A 16,338-nucleotide genomic window follows, 5' to 3' on the forward strand; every position below is an offset into this window, starting at 1 on the left:
CGGGGGTGTCATGGGGGAGAGCGAGCAGGCCGGGGCCGCGGCGGCGCCCGTCGGCCGACGGGCTCGCGACCTGCACGCGCAGGGCGTGGCGCTGTACGACGCCGCCCGCACCCTGCGCGCCGACCACCAGCGTGCCCTGGACGCCGTACGGTCCGCGCTCGCCCCGCTGCGGGACGAACTGGTCGCCCAGGAGCTGGAGTCGATCCCGCTCGCCCGGCTGAAGGACGTCACCGAGGGCAGGCTGCGGCTCGGCGCGCTGGAGGCGGCGGGGCTGGGGTCGGTGCGCGCGGTGCACGAGGCCGAGCGCCACGAGCTGCGGCAGATCCCCGGCGTCGGCGCCCAGACCGCCGACCAGGCGCTGGCCGCGGCCCGGCAGATCGCCCGCGCGGTGGAGCAGACCGTCTCCGTGCGCATCGACGTCGACCATCCCGAGCCGCGCACGGCCGCCCTGGTCGGCGCGCTGTACCGGCTCGTCGAGGCCGGACCCGAGCTGCGCCGCGCCGTCGACACCGCCGAGCGCTACGAACGCCGGCTGACCGAGCTGCTGCCCGCGGTCCGCCCAACCGTCAGCAGGCTGCGGCTCGCGCTCGCCGGACGGGAGCGCAGGGAGGCCGCGCTGGCCGCCGCGGTGGAGCTGCGCGCGCTGACCGCGGAGGCCGCCGCCCTGGAGGTCCGACTGCGGCTCGCCCAGGCCGGCGCGGACCTGCTGCGCCAACCGGCCTCCGAGATCGAGGCGTGGGTCGACTTCGAGGTCCGCTCCGCCGAGTACTACAGCCTGCTCGCCGAGGTCTCCGCACACCGTACGGACGCGGCGGCCGCCGAAGGGTTCGTGCCGTCCGAGATCGCCGAGCGGGTGCGCGCCCAGCCGCTGGACGACACCCACCGCCGGGTCTCCCTGCGCGGCTACCAGTCCTTCGGCGCCCGGTTCGCGCTCGCCCAGCGGCGGGTGGTCCTGGGCGATGAGATGGGGCTCGGCAAGACCGTCCAGGCGATCGCCGCGCTGGCCCACCTCGCGGCCGGCGGGCGCACCCACTTCCTGGTGGTCTGCCCGGCCGGCGTCCTCATCAACTGGACCCGCGAGATCCGCGCCCGCAGCACCCTCAAGGCCGTCCCGGTGCACGGGCCGGACCGGCAGGACGCGTACGCGCGCTGGCGCGAGGGCGGGGGCGTGGCGGTCACCACCTTCGACGTCCTGCACACGCTGGCCCCGGACCCGGCCCGCGTCCCCGCCCTGCTCGTCGTCGACGAGGCGCACTACGTCAAGAACCCCGAGACCCGCCGCGCCCGTACGGTCGCCGCGTGGACGGAGCGCTGCGACCGCGTGCTGTTCCTCACGGGTACGCCGATGGAGAACCGCGTCGAGGAGTTCCGCGCCCTGGTCCGCCTCCTCCAGCCCGGGCTGCTGCCCGCGATCCGCGTCAGCGACGCGGTGGCGGGCCCGCACGCGTTCCGCACGGCGGTCGCGCCCGCGTACCTGCGCCGCAACCAGCAGGACGTGCTCACCGAGCTGCCCGCGCTGCTGGTGGTCGACGAGTGGGAGGAGTTCAGCGCGGCCGACGAGGAGGCGTACCGCGCGGCGGTCGCCAGGGGGAACTTCATGGCGATGCGCCGGGCCGCCTACGCCGATCCCGCGAAGTCCGCCAAGCTGGAGCGGTTGCGCGAACTGGTCGCGGAGGCGGCCGCCAACGGCCTGAAGGTCGTGGTGTTCTCGTACTTCCGCGACGTGCTGGAAGCCGTACGGGAGGCCCTCGCCGAGCCCGAGCCGGGCGGCACACCACTGGACGGGACGCCGGACGACCCGCCGGCGGAACCGGGCACGGCGCTCTTCGGGCCGATATCCGGCTCCGTGCCGGCCGCCCGGCGGCAGCAGATGGTCGACGCGTTCACGGCCGCCGACGGGCACGCCGTGCTGCTCTCCCAGATCCAGGCGGGCGGTGTCGGCCTCAACCTGCAGGCCGCGTCCGTGGTCGTGCTGTGCGAGCCGCAGGTCAAGCCGACCCTGGAGCACCAGGCCGTGGCCCGTGCCCACCGCATGGGCCAGGTCCGCCCGGTCCAGGTGCACCGGCTGCTGACCCCGGACAGCGTCGACGACCGGATGCTGCGGATCCTCGCCGACAAGGACCGACTCTTCGACGCCTACGCCCGCCGCAGCGACACGGCCGACGCCACCCCGGACGCGGTCGACGTCTCCGACGACGGCCTCGCGCGCCGCATCGTGGAGGAGGAGCAACAACGACTCGCGGAGACACGCGCGACACCGTAGGACGGTCGGACGGCGACCGCGGGGAGGACCGGGTGACGGTCGGGTGCCGGCCGTCCGGTGGCCGACAGGGTGTGGCCCCTGCTCACGCCTCGTCCCGGGCCGGCTGCGGGTAGCCGATCTGGGCGAGGTCGTCGGCCAGGTCTGCGAGGGCGACCTCACCGTTCAGCGATGCCACGAGCTCCTGGTCGAGCGGTCGCAAGGCGTAGACGGCGCACACCGCTTCCAGGTCCATGGGGACCTCGTAGTAGTCCTCGGCGAAGCGCTGGAACGCCTCCGGTGAGCGGTCGACCAGGAGCCCGAACAGGCCCGTTGCCCCGTCGGGGTCGGAGCAGTCGGCGGGGAAGTCGATCACGCCGTGCCGCCACCGGTCATCCGTCACCTCCCGGCACAGGCAGGCCGTCACGACGGGGACGTCGTCCTCGTCGGTGAACGCCGGTTCCTCCACGAAGGGCCTGAAGACCTCCGGAACGTCGTCGATCACTCCCGGCCAGGGCTCGGCATCGTTGTGGTAGGGGCTCATGGGTGCCTCGTGGGCGAACCCGCGAACGCAGGCCCCGGCCGCCGAGAACACGATGGAGTACTCGTCCCCCGAGCCGTCGCGCATCGACGCCATCTCCTCGCCGTCGGCCCAGCGGGCGTCGAAGGAGTGGTACCGGCTTTCCAGGTCCGGGCTCAGGATCGCGTCGAGCATCGCCAGCGAGCGGCACAGGTTCCGCAGCTCGGCGGGGGAAGGGAGTCGGCCGGCTATCTCGTGGACGGTCACGGGCCCATCCAACCCGATGTCACTGACATCCTGACGGTCCTCCAGATACCGTCCGCCGCCGCCCGGATCGTCCGGTTCCCGGTCCGCGTTCCGGCGCGGGCGCTCACGCGCTTACCATGCGCCCAGTCGTCCTTCCCCCGGCCGCGCGTCGTACGTCCGTTCCCGTGTGCGCCGGGGTCCCACTGTTGGAAAGCAGGAGCACGGTAGCCGTGTCCATACCCCCGCCCCCCGGGCCGCACGAGCCGCAGGACCCGTTCCGGGCTCCGCAGGCACCCAGTTCGCCCGGCGCGCAGCCGCCCGGCGGCCCCTACGGCCCGTACCCGCAGGGCCCGTACGGGGCGCCGTACCCGGGCTGGGGGCAGGGCTACACGCCGTACAACCGGCAGGCGCCCGTGAACGGCGTGGCCATCGCCGCGTTGGTGCTCGGCGTCATGTGCTTCCTGCCGGCGGTCGGCCTGGTCCTCGGCATCGTCGCCCTCGTGCAGATCCGCAGGAAGGGCGAGCGCGGCAAGCCCCTGGCGATCGTCGGGGCGGTGCTGTCGTCCCTCGGCCTCGCCCTGTGGATCGTGTCGCTGAGCACCGGCGCCGCCTCCGCGGTGTGGGACGGCTTCAAGGAGGGCTTGAGCGGCAACGCGAGCCTGTCGCTGGAGAAGGGCGACTGCTTCGACGTGCCGGGGGGCGACTTCGACTCCGAGGTCTACGACGTCGACACCGTCCCCTGCTCCGGCGTCCACGACGCCGAGGTGTTCGCGGTCGTACCGGTCACCGGGGACACCTACCCCGGCGACAGCAAGGTCGCGGACCTCGCCGAGGACCGCTGCTGGGACCTGCAGACCGCGTACGCGACGGACCCGTGGGCCCTGCCCGACACCATCAGCGTCTACTACCTGACCCCCACCAGCGACACCTGGGAGTTCGGCGACCGCGAGATCACCTGCACCTTCGCGGACGAGGACGGGTCGGGCGCCCTCACCACCTCGCTGCGCGCCGACGCCTCGACGCTCGACGCCGACCAACTGGCCTTCCTGCACGCGATGAACGCGCTCGACGAGGTCCTCTACCAGGAGCCCGACGACTACGCCGAGGAGGACCTCGGCACCAACCAGGGCTGGGCGCAGGACGTCCACGAAACCCTGGGCGCGCAGGTCACCGCCCTGCGCGCCCACACCTGGCCGGCCGCGGCACAGGCCCCCGTCGCCGCCCTGGTCAAGGACATGAAGGCCGCGCAGAAGGAGTGGGGAAAGGCGGCCGCGGCCGACGACGCGGACGCGTACTACGAGCACTACGACGCCGGGTACGAGTACGTCGACGGCGACACCACCGTCGCCGCCCGCCGGGCCCTGGGGCTGGCCACCACCCCGCCCACCTACGACGACGGCTCCGGCGACGGGTCGCGGGACGGTTCCGAGGACGGCGGCGCCGGCTCGGACGCGGGCGGCGAGGGCGCCAGCGTGTAAGCGCGGCCGCAGCGGGGAGAAAGTGCCTGCGCAAAGACCTCTCCCGCAGATGTCATCACTTCGAGTGATTCCCTGGCCTTTGCTTGCACGGGCGAACCCACGGTTGCCACGCTGTTGCTGTCTGTACAACCTGATGGGAGCGGCCAGTGACATTCGGTGAGCAGCCGGCGTACCTGCGCGTCGCAGGTGATCTCCGCAAGAAGATCGTCGACGGTTCACTGCCACCCCACACCCGCCTCCCGTCCCAGGCCAGGATCCGCGAGGAGTACGGCGTCTCGGACACCGTCGCCCTGGAGGCCCGCAAGGTCCTGATGGCCGAGGGCCTGGTGGAGGGACGCTCCGGATCCGGGACGTACGTGCGCGAGCGGCCGGTGCCCCGCCGCGTCCACCGCTCCGGCTACCGACCGACCGGCGGGGCCACGCCGTTCCGGCAGGAGCAGGCCGACGCGGAGGCCCGCGGGACCTGGGAGTCCCGCAGCGAGCAGGTCGAGGCGAGCGTAGTGATCGCCGAGCGGCTGGGCATCCAGCCGGGCGACCGGGTCATGCGCACCAAGTACGTGTTCCGGGAGGCGGGGGAGACCATGATGCTCTCCACCTCCTGGGAGCCCCTCGCCGTCACCGGCCGCACGCCCGTGATGCTGCCCGAGGAAGGGCCCCTCGGCGGCATGGGCGTCGTCGAGCGCATGCGGGCCATCGACGTCATCGTCGACAACGTCACCGAGGAGGTCGGCGCCCGTCCCGGCCTCGCCGAGGAACTCCTCGCCCTGGGCGGCGTCCCGGGCCACGTCGTCCTCGTCGTGCAGCGCACGTACTACGCCTCCGGCCGCGCGGTGGAGACGGCCGACGTGGTCATTCCGGCGGATCGGTACCAGGTCTCGTACCACCTGCCGGTGCGGTAGCCGCCGGCGGCAGCGGGGGCGGGAGCGGGGGGCGAGGGCGGGGGCGGGGCAGGGGGTTCAGGGCGCGGGCGCAGGCCGCTGCGGCCGACGGTGCGCTGTCGGGGGCCGCTGGCCGGCCCGGGTGTGAATAGTCCGACGGCGTGCGATCGCGCGCGCCCCGGCCCCGCCGCACCCGGCCAGATCCGGGTCCCGATCGGTCCGCTCCAGTCCCGTATCCGGTCGTTTCCGGTCGTTCTCGCAGGTCGCCGCGATGCCCCCGCCGTGTGCCCGCCGCCCGCCGACCGGAGGTCGCGCGCCGGGCGGACGGCGCGTTCGATCTCGTGCGCCCCCTCCGTCTTGGCTGGTTGCGTACCTCTTTGTGAAAATCCGTGTTCGCTGAGTAAAGGTAAGGCGTACGCTCGGGCATATGCGGTGTGCGGTTTCCTTGGACGGCGGGGCACGGGGCGGACCGCGGACGGGACCTGGGCGGTCCCGCGCGGGAAGGAGGCGGGGGGTCCTATGAACGACGGCACGATCCCTCTGCCGTGGCTCGTCATACGCCAGGACGACAACGGCAACCGCTACCGCGTGGGCCGGTACGCGACCCGGGCCGAGGCCCAGAAGATCGCGGACAGCCTCGACGACCGCGGACACAAGCAGCTCTATTGGGTCGAGCGCATCGGCCAGAGCCGCAACGGCGACGGCACACGCAACGGCGACGGCGCCCATCACGGCGACGGCACCCGTACCGCGGGAAACGGACGCAGCGGCGGTGCCCGGAACTGACCCCCTCGGGTGTCCGGTTGGGCGGCCCCTTGGCCCCCTGGCATCCCATCGGGCGGCCCTTTCGGCAGCTTCGGCCCCTTCGGCATCCCGTAGGCTCCCGCCTGTGACGGAACGGATCGTGGTGGTCGGAGCCGCCCTGTTCGACGGTGGCCGCCTGCTCGCCGCCCGCCGCAGCGCACCCCCCGACCTCGCCGGCCGCTGGGAGCTGCCCGGCGGCAAGGTCGAGCCGGGTGAGCGGCCAGAGGGCGCCCTGGTGCGCGAGCTGCGCGAGGAACTGGGCGTCGACACCGAGCCGTTGGCACCCGTCCCGGGGGAGTGGGCGCTGCGGCCGCCGTACGTGCTGCACGTCTGGACCGCCCGGCTGCGCCCCGGCTCCGCCGCCCCCGCCCCCCTCCAGGACCACGACGCGCTGCGCTGGCTGACCCCGGCTGAGGTCTGGGACGTCGACTGGCTGGACCAGGACGTCCCGGCCGTACGGGCGACGCTCGCCCAGTGGGCAGCGGAAGCGCACGGCTCGTAAACGGCCCGCCGGGGGCCGGGGGCTCGTCGGCGGTGGCCCGGAGGCAGCACGGAGCGCCCGGCAGCCGCCGTACGCCGTTCGTGACCCCGTGCGCCCGATGGTGCGGTACTTGCCCCGGGATATCGGGTATGTGGCCATTAACCCCGCGAAAACGGACAGGGGTGACCTTCGTTGGCCTGGGAAGTGATCGGCGTGATCGACACCGAAGGCGTCCGCGCCGAGTGGACCTTCCCCGCCGACCCGGGAGCGGTGCGCACAGCACGGGCCGCGGTACGGGGGCAGTTGCGCGGCTGGGGCCTGGAGCCGGTCAGCGACGTCGCGGCGCTGCTGGTCAGCGAGTTGGTCACCAACTCCCTGCGGCACGCCACCGGCCCGATCGGCGTCCGGCTGATGCGCCCCGCGGGGATCGGCGGGGTCCTGCTGGTGGAGGTGTCCGACCCGCTCCCCGAGCTGCCGCGCGAACGGGTGGCCCGGCCGGACGACGAGAGCGGCCGCGGCCTGCAACTGGTGGCGTCCGCCTCGCGCCGCTGGGGCAGCCGCCCCGGAACCGACGGCAAGACGGTGTGGTTCGAACTGGCGCTGCCGGACCGGGTGGACTGAGCCGGGCGGCGGGATGAGGGGGCCCCGCCGGGAAACCCGTACCGGGACGCCCGTACGTTTCTACTGATGCCGTCGTACCCGGTCTCCGGATCGACGGGGAATCGGCGGGCGCACGGTGTACGGAGCGTGACGTCCTGTCCACCGCAGGGATCCGGCCGCAGACAACTCCCCGAGGGGGCGGTTCGAGGGCGTGTCCGCTGGTTAGAAGACTGGAAGTGTTCTCACGGCACGGACCAAAAAACGCCTGGACCGTGCTGTGATCGTGAACACCGTGTCGCGCGGCGCCGTAGTGCTGGATACTGCGGGCAGCCGCCGCCGGTGACCGGTGCCGGACGCGGTGAGCTGGAGGGGACGGTTCGCGTGAGCGAGATACCAGCGAAGGCCACGGAGTCCGAGGACCCGTCGGGCGGCGCGAGGACGGAGGCCGCCGGTGCGTTCGCCGGTGCCGCCGACGCGTTCGCCGCCGACGCCGAGCGTGGTCCCGGAGACGGCGAGGCCGCGCCCGGTGACGCCATGTGGCAGAGCAGTCCGCCCGGTTCGATCTACGACTACATCAGGGTCGCCTCCTTCTCCATCGGCCCCGACGGGCTGGTCGACCAGTGGAGCCTGCGCGCCGAGCAGATCTTCGGGATCCCGGCGGAGCGGGCCGTCGGAAGGGACCCCATCGAGGCGTTCGTCGACCCCGACCTGCGCGAGCGCGGCCAGCGCAAGATGGCCGAGATCCTCGACGGCCGCGAGTGGACCGGGGTCGTCCCCTTCCGGATGCCCGAGGGCCCGGACGGCGACCGGGGGCAGGACGGGCTCGCCGAGGTCTACGTCATGCCGACGCGGACCCAGGACGGCGAGAAGGCCGCCGTCTGCATCGTCGTGGACGTCCGCACGCTGCGCAGCATCGAGACCGACCTCGCCGCCTCGCAGGCCATTTTCGGACAATCTCCGTTCGGCTTCCTGCTCATCGACTCCGACCTCAAGGTGCGGCGCGCCAACGAGCGGTTCGCGTCCCTCTTCGGCGGCACCTCCGACGACCACCGCGGCAAGGGCGTTCAGGACTACCTGCCCCGGCCCGAGGCCGAGCGGGTCACCGCCGTGCTGCGCCGGGTGCTGCAGACCGGCGACTCCATCACGGACATGCACGTCACCGGCTACCTGCCCGAGTCCGACGAGCGCCGCCACTGGTCGATCAACCTCTACCGCGTGCACAGCGGCAGCGGCCGCCCCATCGGCATCGCCTGGCTCGGCACCGACATCACCGCCCGCCGTGCCGCCGCCCGCGAGGCCGCCGCGGCACGGCGCAACCTCGCCCTGCTCAACGAGGCCGGCGCCCGCATCGGCAACTCCCTCGACCTGGAGACGACCGCCCGCGAACTCCTCGACGTGGTCGTCCCCGGCTTCTGCGACCTGGCCACCGTCGACCTCTACCAGGGTCTGCTGGTCGGCGACGAGACCCCGCCCGGCCTCGCCGACGGCAGCGCCGAACTGCGCCGGGTCGCCTTCTCCTCCGCCGTCTCCGACGCCCCCTTCGCCAGTACGGTCGCCCCGGTCGCCGTCGGCGCGGTGCACCACTTCCCCTTCAACTCGCCTTGCGCGGACGCCCTGCGCACCGCGCGCCCGCAGCACATCCCCGGCGAGGAGGGCGGCCTGGTGCAGTCCACCCTGGCCGTGCCGATGGTCGCCCACGACACGGTCGTAGGACTCGCGCAGTTCTCACGGACCAAGGGCAGTGAGCCGTTCGGCGAGCGGGACCGGGACCTCGCCGTGGAACTCGCGGCGCGGGCCGCCGTGTGCATCGACAACGCCCGCCTGTACCGCCGGGAGCACGAGCGGGCGCTGATCCTCCAGCGGTCCCTGCTGCCCCCGGGCGACCCGGTCGCCTCAGGCCTGGACATCGCCTGCCGCTACCTGCCCGGCAGCGCCTCCACGGGCCGGCCCAGCGAGGTCGGCGGCGACTGGTTCGACGTCATCGAACTTCCCGGCCACCGTACGGCGTTGGTGGTCGGCGACGTCATGGGGCGCGGACTGCGCGCCGCGGTCGCCATGGGCGAACTCCGCACCGCCGTACGCACCCTGGCGCTGCTCGACCTCGAACCGGCGGAGGTGCTCTCCGCGTTGGACGAGATCGCCCGCGGGCTCGGCACGCCCGGCGGGGTGCAGCAGGCGACCCGCGCGGCCCGCCGCCCGCGCGAGGCGGACCTGTCCGAGGTGTACCTGGCGACGTGCGTGTACGCCGTCTACGACTCGGTGACGCGGCGCTGCACGTTCGCCAACGCGGGCCACCTGCCGCCCGTCCTGGTCGAGCCGGGCGAGGCCGCGCTGATGCTGGACGTGCCGCCCGGGATGCCGCTCGGCGTCGGCGGGGAGCCGTTCGAGGAGGTCGAGGTCGAACTCCCCGAGGGCGCGCTGCTGGCGCTCTACACGGACGGCCTGGTCGAGTCCCGCGACCACCCCCTGGACGAGGGGCTCCAGGCCTTCGTGGGGGCGCTGACGGACCCCTCTCGGCCGCTGGAGGACGTCTGCGACCACGTCCTGAACACCCTCGACACGCACCACGGCGAGGACGACATCGCGCTGCTGATGGCACGGGTGCAGGGGCTGCCCACCGACTCGGTCGGCGACTGGACCCTGCCGCGCGAGCCGCGCAGCGTCGGGCGGGCGCGGGAGTACGCGCGCGGGCAGTTGCTCAGCTGGGACCTGGAGCCGCTGGTCGACACCACGGAGCTGCTGGTCAGCGAGCTGGTCACCAACGCCCTGCGCTACGGGGAGGGCGAGATACGGCTCCGCCTGCTGCTCGACCGCACCCTGGTCTGCGAGGTCTGGGACTCCGGCCTGGTCCAGCCTCGCCGGCGCCGCGCCCGCGACACGGACGAGGGCGGCCGCGGCCTCCAGCTCGTCGGCCTGCTCAGCGCGGCGTGGGGCTCGCGCCGGACGCCGCGCGGCAAGACGGTGTGGTTCGAACTGCCCCTGCCGGACGGCGAAACGGGCCTGACGGATCCTGCGGAGGCGTTGCTCAGCCTGTTCTGAGCCTGTTCCCAGCGGGTACTGGGCCGGTGTCGGGTCGCTACGGTTCGATGGCCAACGGCTGGAGGAGATTCCGGCGCCGTGACCGGGTCCGCCCACTCCGCCGGCCGGACGCCCTGCCCGGGTCAGGGCCGAAGGGCCGGCCGGCGGGCCCGTGCGTACGTGCCCTCCCTCCCCTCTCGCGGCTGACGTGCCCGAGCCGCATCAAGTCCCGCTCGTCGTCGGTCCAGACGCACGGGGGGAGGACGTGCATGGGCTCCGGCCGCGTCATGGGGATCACCACGGGCGGGATCGCGGGCTCAGATCTCGAACTCGCCGAGCCAGCCCCGCTGGAGCAGGTGCCTGGGGAGGTAAGCGGACTCGACCTCGATGGGGATGCCGCCGTCGTATGCGAGGCAGGCGATGGCCAGTGGGCCGAGGGCGATGCGGCCTTCGGGGTCGTTCGCCCGGTCCTCGTCCGCGGTCCAGTACGCCTTGTGCAGCTCGAGCGCCTCGACCAAGGCCTGGTTGAAGCCGGCCTCGTCCTTGCGGACGAAGCGGTGGAAGAGGTTGATCGGCGGATAGAGGATGTTCTGTACCAGGTCGCGCGGAGCGACGGTCACCGCTTCGGGGGTCGAGGTCTGCAGCGTGGCCGTGAGCTTCTCCACGAGTCCCGGTCGCTGGAGCCAGTACGCCTGAAGGGTCTCGACCCAGTGGTACACGTACGCGTCGAACTGCCCTTCGGGGGAACGCAGTCGCTCGACCGGGATATCGCAGAGTCGGGCCATGCGCTTCTGGTCGCGGCAGACGATCGCGAGCCAGAAGGTGGTCAGCCAGTTTCCCGCGTCCGCGTACGGACGGGGGCCGAGGGCAGGGATGTGCCGGACCTTGTGGTTGATGCGGCAGTCGACGGTGCCCTCGGTCTCACCGGTCATGGCGAACAGGGCCGAACCGACCTGCAGGGCGCTGACCGTCGCCTCCCACGTCTCGAGCGCCGCGGCCCGGGGGTCCACGGTGCACCGGGCCTGCAGGTGGAGCAGCGCCGTGCTGAACATGAAGTCGATCTTGCCGGGACGGCGCTCGATCCGCTCCGCGTCCGCAGCGACGTCCTCACCGAGCGACTCCGCCCACTCGGCCGAGTGGGGCCCGGGGGCACCGTGCCGCTGCATCAGGTGTCGTACTCGCCGATCCAGGAGCGCTTCAGGAGCGCCCGGGGGATGTACTCGGACTCGACCTCCACGGGCAGGTCGGCGTCGTACGCCATGCAGGCGACGGCGAGCGGGCCGAGCGCCACGAGGCCCTCGCCGCTGAGGGAGCGGGCCTCGTTCGCGGTCCAGTACTCCTTGTGCCACGTGAGGGCGTCGACCAGGGCGGCGTGGAACTGCTCGGCTTCGCGCCGCAGGTAGCGCTGGAAGAGGTCGATGGGCGGGTACAGGATCTTCAGCATCAGTTCCGGCCCCGCGATCCGCGCGTTGCTCGGATCGGTGCCGTCGACCGCGGTGGCCAGGGTGTCCCAGGTGGTCCGTCGCCCGAACCAGAAGTCCTGCAGGGTCTTCACCCAGGCGTAGATGTACTCGTCGAACTCGGCGCCGGATGCGCGCAGGAAGGAGACCGGTACCTGCGCCAACTGATTGACCCGGTCATTCTCGCGGCAGATCACGGCGAGGTAGAAGCTGGTCAGCCAGTTGCCGGCATGCAGGTAGTCCTGGGGTCCCGTCGCCGGGAGGTGCTTCACCTCACCCGTGCTGCCGATGCGGCACGGTACGGGACCCTCCGTCGCCGTACCGGAGGCGAACAGCCCGCTGCCCACCTGCATGGCAGTGACCCATGCCTCCCACGTGGCGAGTTCTCCCGCGGTCGGGTCCGTCAGACACCGCCACTTCGCGAGAGTGACGGACAGGTCGAGGGCGTCGTAGCGGTCGTCCTCCGACGTCTCCACGTGGTCGAGCGCGTCCGTCGTGCTCTTGGTGATCGGCGCCATGAGCTCGGTCGCGTTGTCGGTGCGGAACTCATGGCGGGTGATGCCAGTAACCACGTGCTCTCCTCGGACGCGGCCACCGGGTCGAACCCGGCCCGGTAGGTCTCGTGTCCCGTCCAGCTCTCGAACTCGCCAGTTGCCCCCGTCCGCGTACGGTCGTGCGCTACGGCTCCGGCGCGCCACCCGGGGCGCCCAGTGGTCCAGCGGGTGCCCCGGGCGGTGCGGGACCTCAGGTGGGGAACTCACCGCACCAGTTGCGGCTGATGAGGACCGCGGGCAGGTACTCCGATTCGACCTCGACGGACATGCCCGCGTCGTGCGCGAAGCACGCCATGGCGAGGGGGGCGAGGGCGACCAGGCCCGACGCCTGGAAGGCCCGGTCCTCCTCGGTCCAGTACTCCTTGTGCCACTGCACGGCCTGGGTGAGCGCCCGGTTGAAGCCGGCCGCGTCCTCGCGGACGAACCTGTGGAACACCTCCATGGGCGGGTAGATCAGCTTGCCCACCGTCTCAGGGTCGGTAACGTTCTGCGGGTCCGTGGCATCCACCGCCGCCACCAGCTTCGCGCCGAGGTCGGAGCTGCCGAGCCAATAGGCCTGGAGGGTCTCGATCCAGGCGTAGTGGTACGGCTGGAACTGCTCGCCGTTCTCCCGGAGGAGGGAGACCGGCACGTTGCACAAGGCGGTGATCCGGTCCCGTTCGCGGCACACCACGGCCAGGTAGAAGGCACTGAGCCAGCTCCCCGGGTTCACGTACCACTGCGGTCCGGTGGCCCCCAGCGTGCGGTCCTTGTGCGCGATACGGCACTGCACCTGGTCCTCCGCCGTCGTTGCGGCGGCGAACACGGCGGAGCCGACCTGCATTGCGGTGACCCAGGCGTCCCACGTCGGGTAGATCGCCGCCCGAGGGTCCAGGAGGCACCGGGACAGGGCCAGGGTGAGGGTGGTGCGCTGGGCGTCACCCAGCCTTGTCGAGCGCTCTTCCAGACCGTCGATCAGCTTCTCGGCGTTGTGCTGGAGGACGGCGAGGCCTTCTTCCGCGTTCCCCGTCGGCAACGGGGGGCGGGCGATGATCGAGACCAACGCGTTGCTCCTTAGTCGAAGATCTTGAAGTGCTTGAGCTCGGCCCCAGCATACTTACCGGTGTTTTCCGTGGCCTGGACGAGGACGTAACGCAGGCTCTTGTTGTCGATGGCGGTGCGTATTTCCTCCGCGTACTTGGCGTCGTTGGGGGAGAAGAGGGCGCGCTCCTCCATGTCGGCCACGATCGTGCGGACGTATTCGAGCGTTCCCTGTTTCACCATCGTGCCGCTGTCCAGCACACCGTTGCCGCGACGCCAGTCGAGCCGTGCGTTCGGCCCCTTGGCCTCGACGATGATGAGGTTGCCGTCCTCGTCACGCCACAACTGGTCGAACCTCTTCGACCCGTTGGGTGTCTCCGGCAGGTCGGTGATCTCGTGCGCCCCAGCGAATTCGTCCTGCAGGAGCATGTGCCGCCGGGCGGCTTCCTCCCCGAGTGCCTCGCCAAGTTTGGTGTTGTTGGAGATGCCTTCACCGACGACGTTGTTGTAATGCTCCTGCGCATCGAGGAGTTTGTTCGCGAGGTCATCGGTCGCGTTGTTCTTGTAGGCCCTCTCCGCGTTGGTCAGTTCCATGCCGGCCACCCGCTTGGCCGAAACATCGTCGAGGTGACCGAGGTGCTCGGCACCGACCGTGTGCCTTCCCCTTTCCAAGGGGTTGAGGTGGTACTTCTCCGAATTCGCGTACGGCAGGTCGTCGGCCGCCATCCAGCCGCCGCCCGGCTTCTCCGCGAGTTTCGGCAGCAACTGGCCGTCGACCAGTGCTTCCGCGTTGTTGCGCTTGCCGGGGCCCCACTTGTCGTAGTGCTCCGCCCGCCAGACCGGGTCCTCGTTGGCCAGCCGCACGTGCTCCCGTGTCACGGCCGCGCGTTCCTCCGGCGTCCGCTGGTCGGCGGGCTTGTCCCGGGCGGCTTCGTACTCGGCGCGGTGCTGGGCGGCGTCGTCCGCGTGGTGGCCGGTGTCCGGGTGGTGGGCGGCATCGTCGCCCGCGCGGACACCGTCGTCGCCCAGATCCCCCAGGTCGTCCAGCCCGCCCGTGCCCGCGGGCGGCTCCGTGCCGTGGCCGCCGGGCACGTGCGTGTCGCCGCCGTGGCCCGGCAGGTCGTGGCCCGGGTTGGTGGCGTCGTGGGTGTGGCCGCCGGGGGCGTGGTCGCCCGTCCCCGGCACCGCGTTGTCCGCCGTGCCCGCCGGGACGTGCGTGTCGATGCTGTTGGTGGGGACGTGGGAGCCGGCGGTTCCCGTCGGGAGGTGGTCGGCCGTGCCGCCGGGCAGGTGGTCGCCCGCGTGGCCGCCGGGCAGGTGGTCGCCCACCTGCGTGCCCGGCAGGTCGCCGCCCGCGTGTACGTTCGGGATGTCTCCGCCCGCGTGGACCCCCGGCGCCACCGGTACGTCCTCGCCGACCCGGCCCACGTCCCCCAGGCTGTCGCCCAGGTTGATGTGCGTGCCCGCGTCCACCGTGTGCGGGGCCGCGCCCGCCATCGCCGGGACCTTCGCCGGGGAGTCCACGCGCGGGACGTCCGACCCGGCCGGGCCCGTGCTGTCCGGGCCCGCCGGGCGGTCCACGATGTCCTGTGTACCGGGCTTGTCCACGTCGAGCAGGACCTTGCCCTGGCCGTCCACGATGTTGCCGTGGCCGTCGGCGTACAGGGTCGGCTCGCCGCCCTCCGCCTTCACCGGCAGCGCGTCCTCGTGCACCACCGGCACGTCGTCGGGCACCTTGAACCCGCCACCGGGCAACTCGTGCAGCCCCGCCGGCACCGTCGCACCCTCCGGCAGGTGCACCGTCCCGTCCGGCAGGACCGACGTCCCCTCCGGCAGATGGATGGCCGTCTCCGGCAGCTTCGGGATCTCGATGTTCCCGACGCCCTTCAACGCCTTGGTGATGTCCCCGATCTTCGACAGGCCCGCACCCGCGCCCTTGGCGATGTACGTCATCGGGTCGATGACCTTGCCCGCCTTGCCCGCCACCGAGAGGACCTTCGCCACCGCGCCGGCCTTGCCCGCGCCCGCCGCGGCACCGCCCGCGCCACCCGTGAACACCGTCGTCAGGACGTTGAAGGTGACGGCGCCCGCCGCGCGGCCGGGGTTCTTCCCCCACTCGTCCCACGCCACCAGCGCCTTGCCCGTCTCCTTCATCGCCGTACGCGAATCACGGATCCAGGACGGCAACTTGTCGTCGGGAAGCAGCCAGAAGGCCGTACCGACACCGGGGATGGACGCCAGGGCGAGACCGGTGGCGAGTTGCGCGAGGCCCTTCCACGCCTGACCCATCGCCTCCCAGCCGCCAAAACCCACCAGGGTGCCCAGGCCCTTGATCGTGCCCCACACCCCGTCCACGATCAGCCCGTCCCACACGAAGGACTTCACCCAGTGGCCGACCTCGTACCAGTGGTGCTTCTCCTCCACCGGGTCACCCCAGGGAAGCTTCGCGTTCTTCAAGTCCTCCGCGTTGAACCCGTACTGGTCCTTACGGTCAGAGCCGTCCCCCGCCACCATCTGGGTGCCGTTCCAGATCGCGGTGATCTTGTTGTGGCACGTACGCTCCGCCGCCCAAAAAGCAGCGACCGTCGCCGTGATGTCATCGCGCAACTGGTTGTGCTCGCCGACCTTGTCCTCGTCGTACTCCCAGTCGTCGTCGTCCTTGACCGAGGCGACGAACGTCTGCGCCTTCGTCTTCAGCTCCGCCAGCTTCGCGACGAGCGGACGGATCTCCGTCGCGTACGACGACAGCGCGCCGGAGACGGTCTCCAGACCCGTGGCGAAATCGTCCGCCCGGTCCTGCACCGGCTTCGTCGTCGCGAACAACTGCTCCGCCTCGGGCGCCTTGTAGAACGCCGACAGCCCCTGGAACTGGGAGTGCACATCACTGCCCGTGTCCCGGACGTTTCCCGCGTCCTTCTTCAACGCGGCATGGTCGAGCTCCAGTTGGAACAGGTTCCCCGTGAACTGAGGGATCTCGTCGGGCTTGATCACGCGTTCTTCACCCCCGTGCGTCCGACTCGCCTCACCGGACAACTCGCGT

12 protein-coding genes are annotated in these 16,338 nt (G+C 72.0%); 7 read left to right on the forward strand and 5 right to left on the reverse strand.

The genetic code is table 11. The annotated features are described in order from the left end of the window. Window positions 1-10 precede the first annotated feature (10 nt). Complete coding sequence (locus E4U91_RS22395) at window positions 11-2,263, forward strand: DEAD/DEAH box helicase (protein ID WP_137308489.1); 2,253 nt, start codon at window positions 11-13, stop codon at window positions 2,261-2,263. A gap of 82 nt (window positions 2,264-2,345) precedes the next feature. Here E4U91_RS22395 and E4U91_RS22400 read toward each other — a convergent pair whose 3' ends face one another. Next, window positions 2,346-3,026 (reverse strand): hypothetical protein, encoded by a 681-nt coding sequence (locus E4U91_RS22400; protein WP_137308490.1) that lies wholly within the window; start codon window positions 3,024-3,026, stop codon window positions 2,346-2,348. A 209-nt stretch (window positions 3,027-3,235) separates the two neighbouring features. Here E4U91_RS22400 and E4U91_RS22405 point away from each other — a divergent pair, with 209 nt between their 5' ends. From E4U91_RS22405 to E4U91_RS22430, 6 genes are all read left to right on the forward strand, one after another. After that, window positions 3,236-4,483 (forward strand): DUF4190 domain-containing protein, encoded by a 1,248-nt coding sequence (locus E4U91_RS22405; RefSeq protein ID WP_137308491.1) that lies wholly within the window; start codon window positions 3,236-3,238, stop codon window positions 4,481-4,483. A gap of 146 nt (window positions 4,484-4,629) precedes the next feature. Next, the gene (locus E4U91_RS22410) at window positions 4,630-5,382 is read left to right on the forward strand and encodes a GntR family transcriptional regulator (RefSeq protein ID WP_137308492.1); all 753 of its coding nucleotides are present in this window, start codon (window positions 4,630-4,632) and stop codon (window positions 5,380-5,382) included. 498 nt (window positions 5,383-5,880) lie between these two features. After that, entirely contained in the window at window positions 5,881-6,147 is a 267-nt protein-coding gene (locus E4U91_RS22415; protein WP_241678660.1) for an SPOR domain-containing protein, read from the forward strand. A 103-nt stretch (window positions 6,148-6,250) separates the two neighbouring features. Further along, window positions 6,251-6,667: a (deoxy)nucleoside triphosphate pyrophosphohydrolase gene (locus E4U91_RS22420; protein ID WP_137308493.1), complete on the forward strand. Its 417-nt coding sequence runs from the start codon at window positions 6,251-6,253 to the stop codon at window positions 6,665-6,667. Between the two features lie 183 nt (window positions 6,668-6,850). Next, complete coding sequence (locus E4U91_RS22425) at window positions 6,851-7,267, forward strand: ATP-binding protein (protein ID WP_241678878.1); 417 nt, start codon at window positions 6,851-6,853, stop codon at window positions 7,265-7,267. Window positions 7,268-7,627: 360 nt separating this feature from the next. Continuing rightward, window positions 7,628-10,285, forward strand: coding sequence for a SpoIIE family protein phosphatase (locus tag E4U91_RS22430; RefSeq protein ID WP_137308495.1), 2,658 nt, complete (start codon window positions 7,628-7,630; stop codon window positions 10,283-10,285). Between the two features lie 296 nt (window positions 10,286-10,581). Here E4U91_RS22430 and E4U91_RS22440 read toward each other — a convergent pair whose 3' ends face one another. The 4 genes from E4U91_RS22440 to E4U91_RS22455 all read right to left on the reverse strand — a co-directional run bounded on the left by E4U91_RS22440 (window position 10,582) and on the right by E4U91_RS22455 (window position 16,289). Beyond that, window positions 10,582-11,430 carry an immunity 49 family protein gene (locus tag E4U91_RS22440; protein WP_137308497.1) on the reverse strand — a complete coding sequence of 283 codons (849 nt, stop codon included), beginning with the start codon at window positions 11,428-11,430 and terminating at the stop codon, window positions 10,582-10,584. Next, complete coding sequence (locus tag E4U91_RS22445; RefSeq protein WP_241678661.1) at window positions 11,430-12,296, reverse strand: immunity 49 family protein; 867 nt, start codon at window positions 12,294-12,296, stop codon at window positions 11,430-11,432. The genes E4U91_RS22440 and E4U91_RS22445 overlap by 1 nt, the downstream gene beginning before the upstream one ends. Window positions 12,297-12,468: 172 nt before the next feature. Next, a complete protein-coding gene (locus tag E4U91_RS22450; protein ID WP_137308498.1) occupies window positions 12,469-13,320 on the reverse strand; it encodes an immunity 49 family protein in 852 nt (283 codons plus the stop codon). An 11-nt stretch (window positions 13,321-13,331) separates the two neighbouring features. Continuing rightward, window positions 13,332-16,289: a hypothetical protein gene (locus tag E4U91_RS22455; RefSeq protein ID WP_137308499.1), complete on the reverse strand. Its 2,958-nt coding sequence runs from the start codon at window positions 16,287-16,289 to the stop codon at window positions 13,332-13,334. Between the last annotated feature and the right edge of the window lie 49 nt (window positions 16,290-16,338).

This window comes from Streptomyces lasalocidi (assembly GCF_005280215.1).
Taxonomy (GTDB): Bacteria; Actinomycetota; Actinomycetes; order Streptomycetales; family Streptomycetaceae; genus Streptomyces; species Streptomyces longwoodensis.

Bases quoted from the DNA above. Each gene is read 5' to 3' on its own strand.
- E4U91_RS22395 (WP_137308489.1), top strand. From the start codon at position 11: ATGGGGGAGAGCGAGCAGGCCGGGGCCGCGGCGGCGCCCGTCGGCCGA.
- E4U91_RS22415 (WP_241678660.1), top strand. From the start codon at position 5,881: ATGAACGACGGCACGATCCCTCTGCCGTGGCTCGTCATACGCCAGGAC.
- E4U91_RS22440 (WP_137308497.1), bottom strand. From the start codon at position 11,430: ATGCAGCGGCACGGTGCCCCCGGGCCCCACTCGGCCGAGTGGGCGGAG.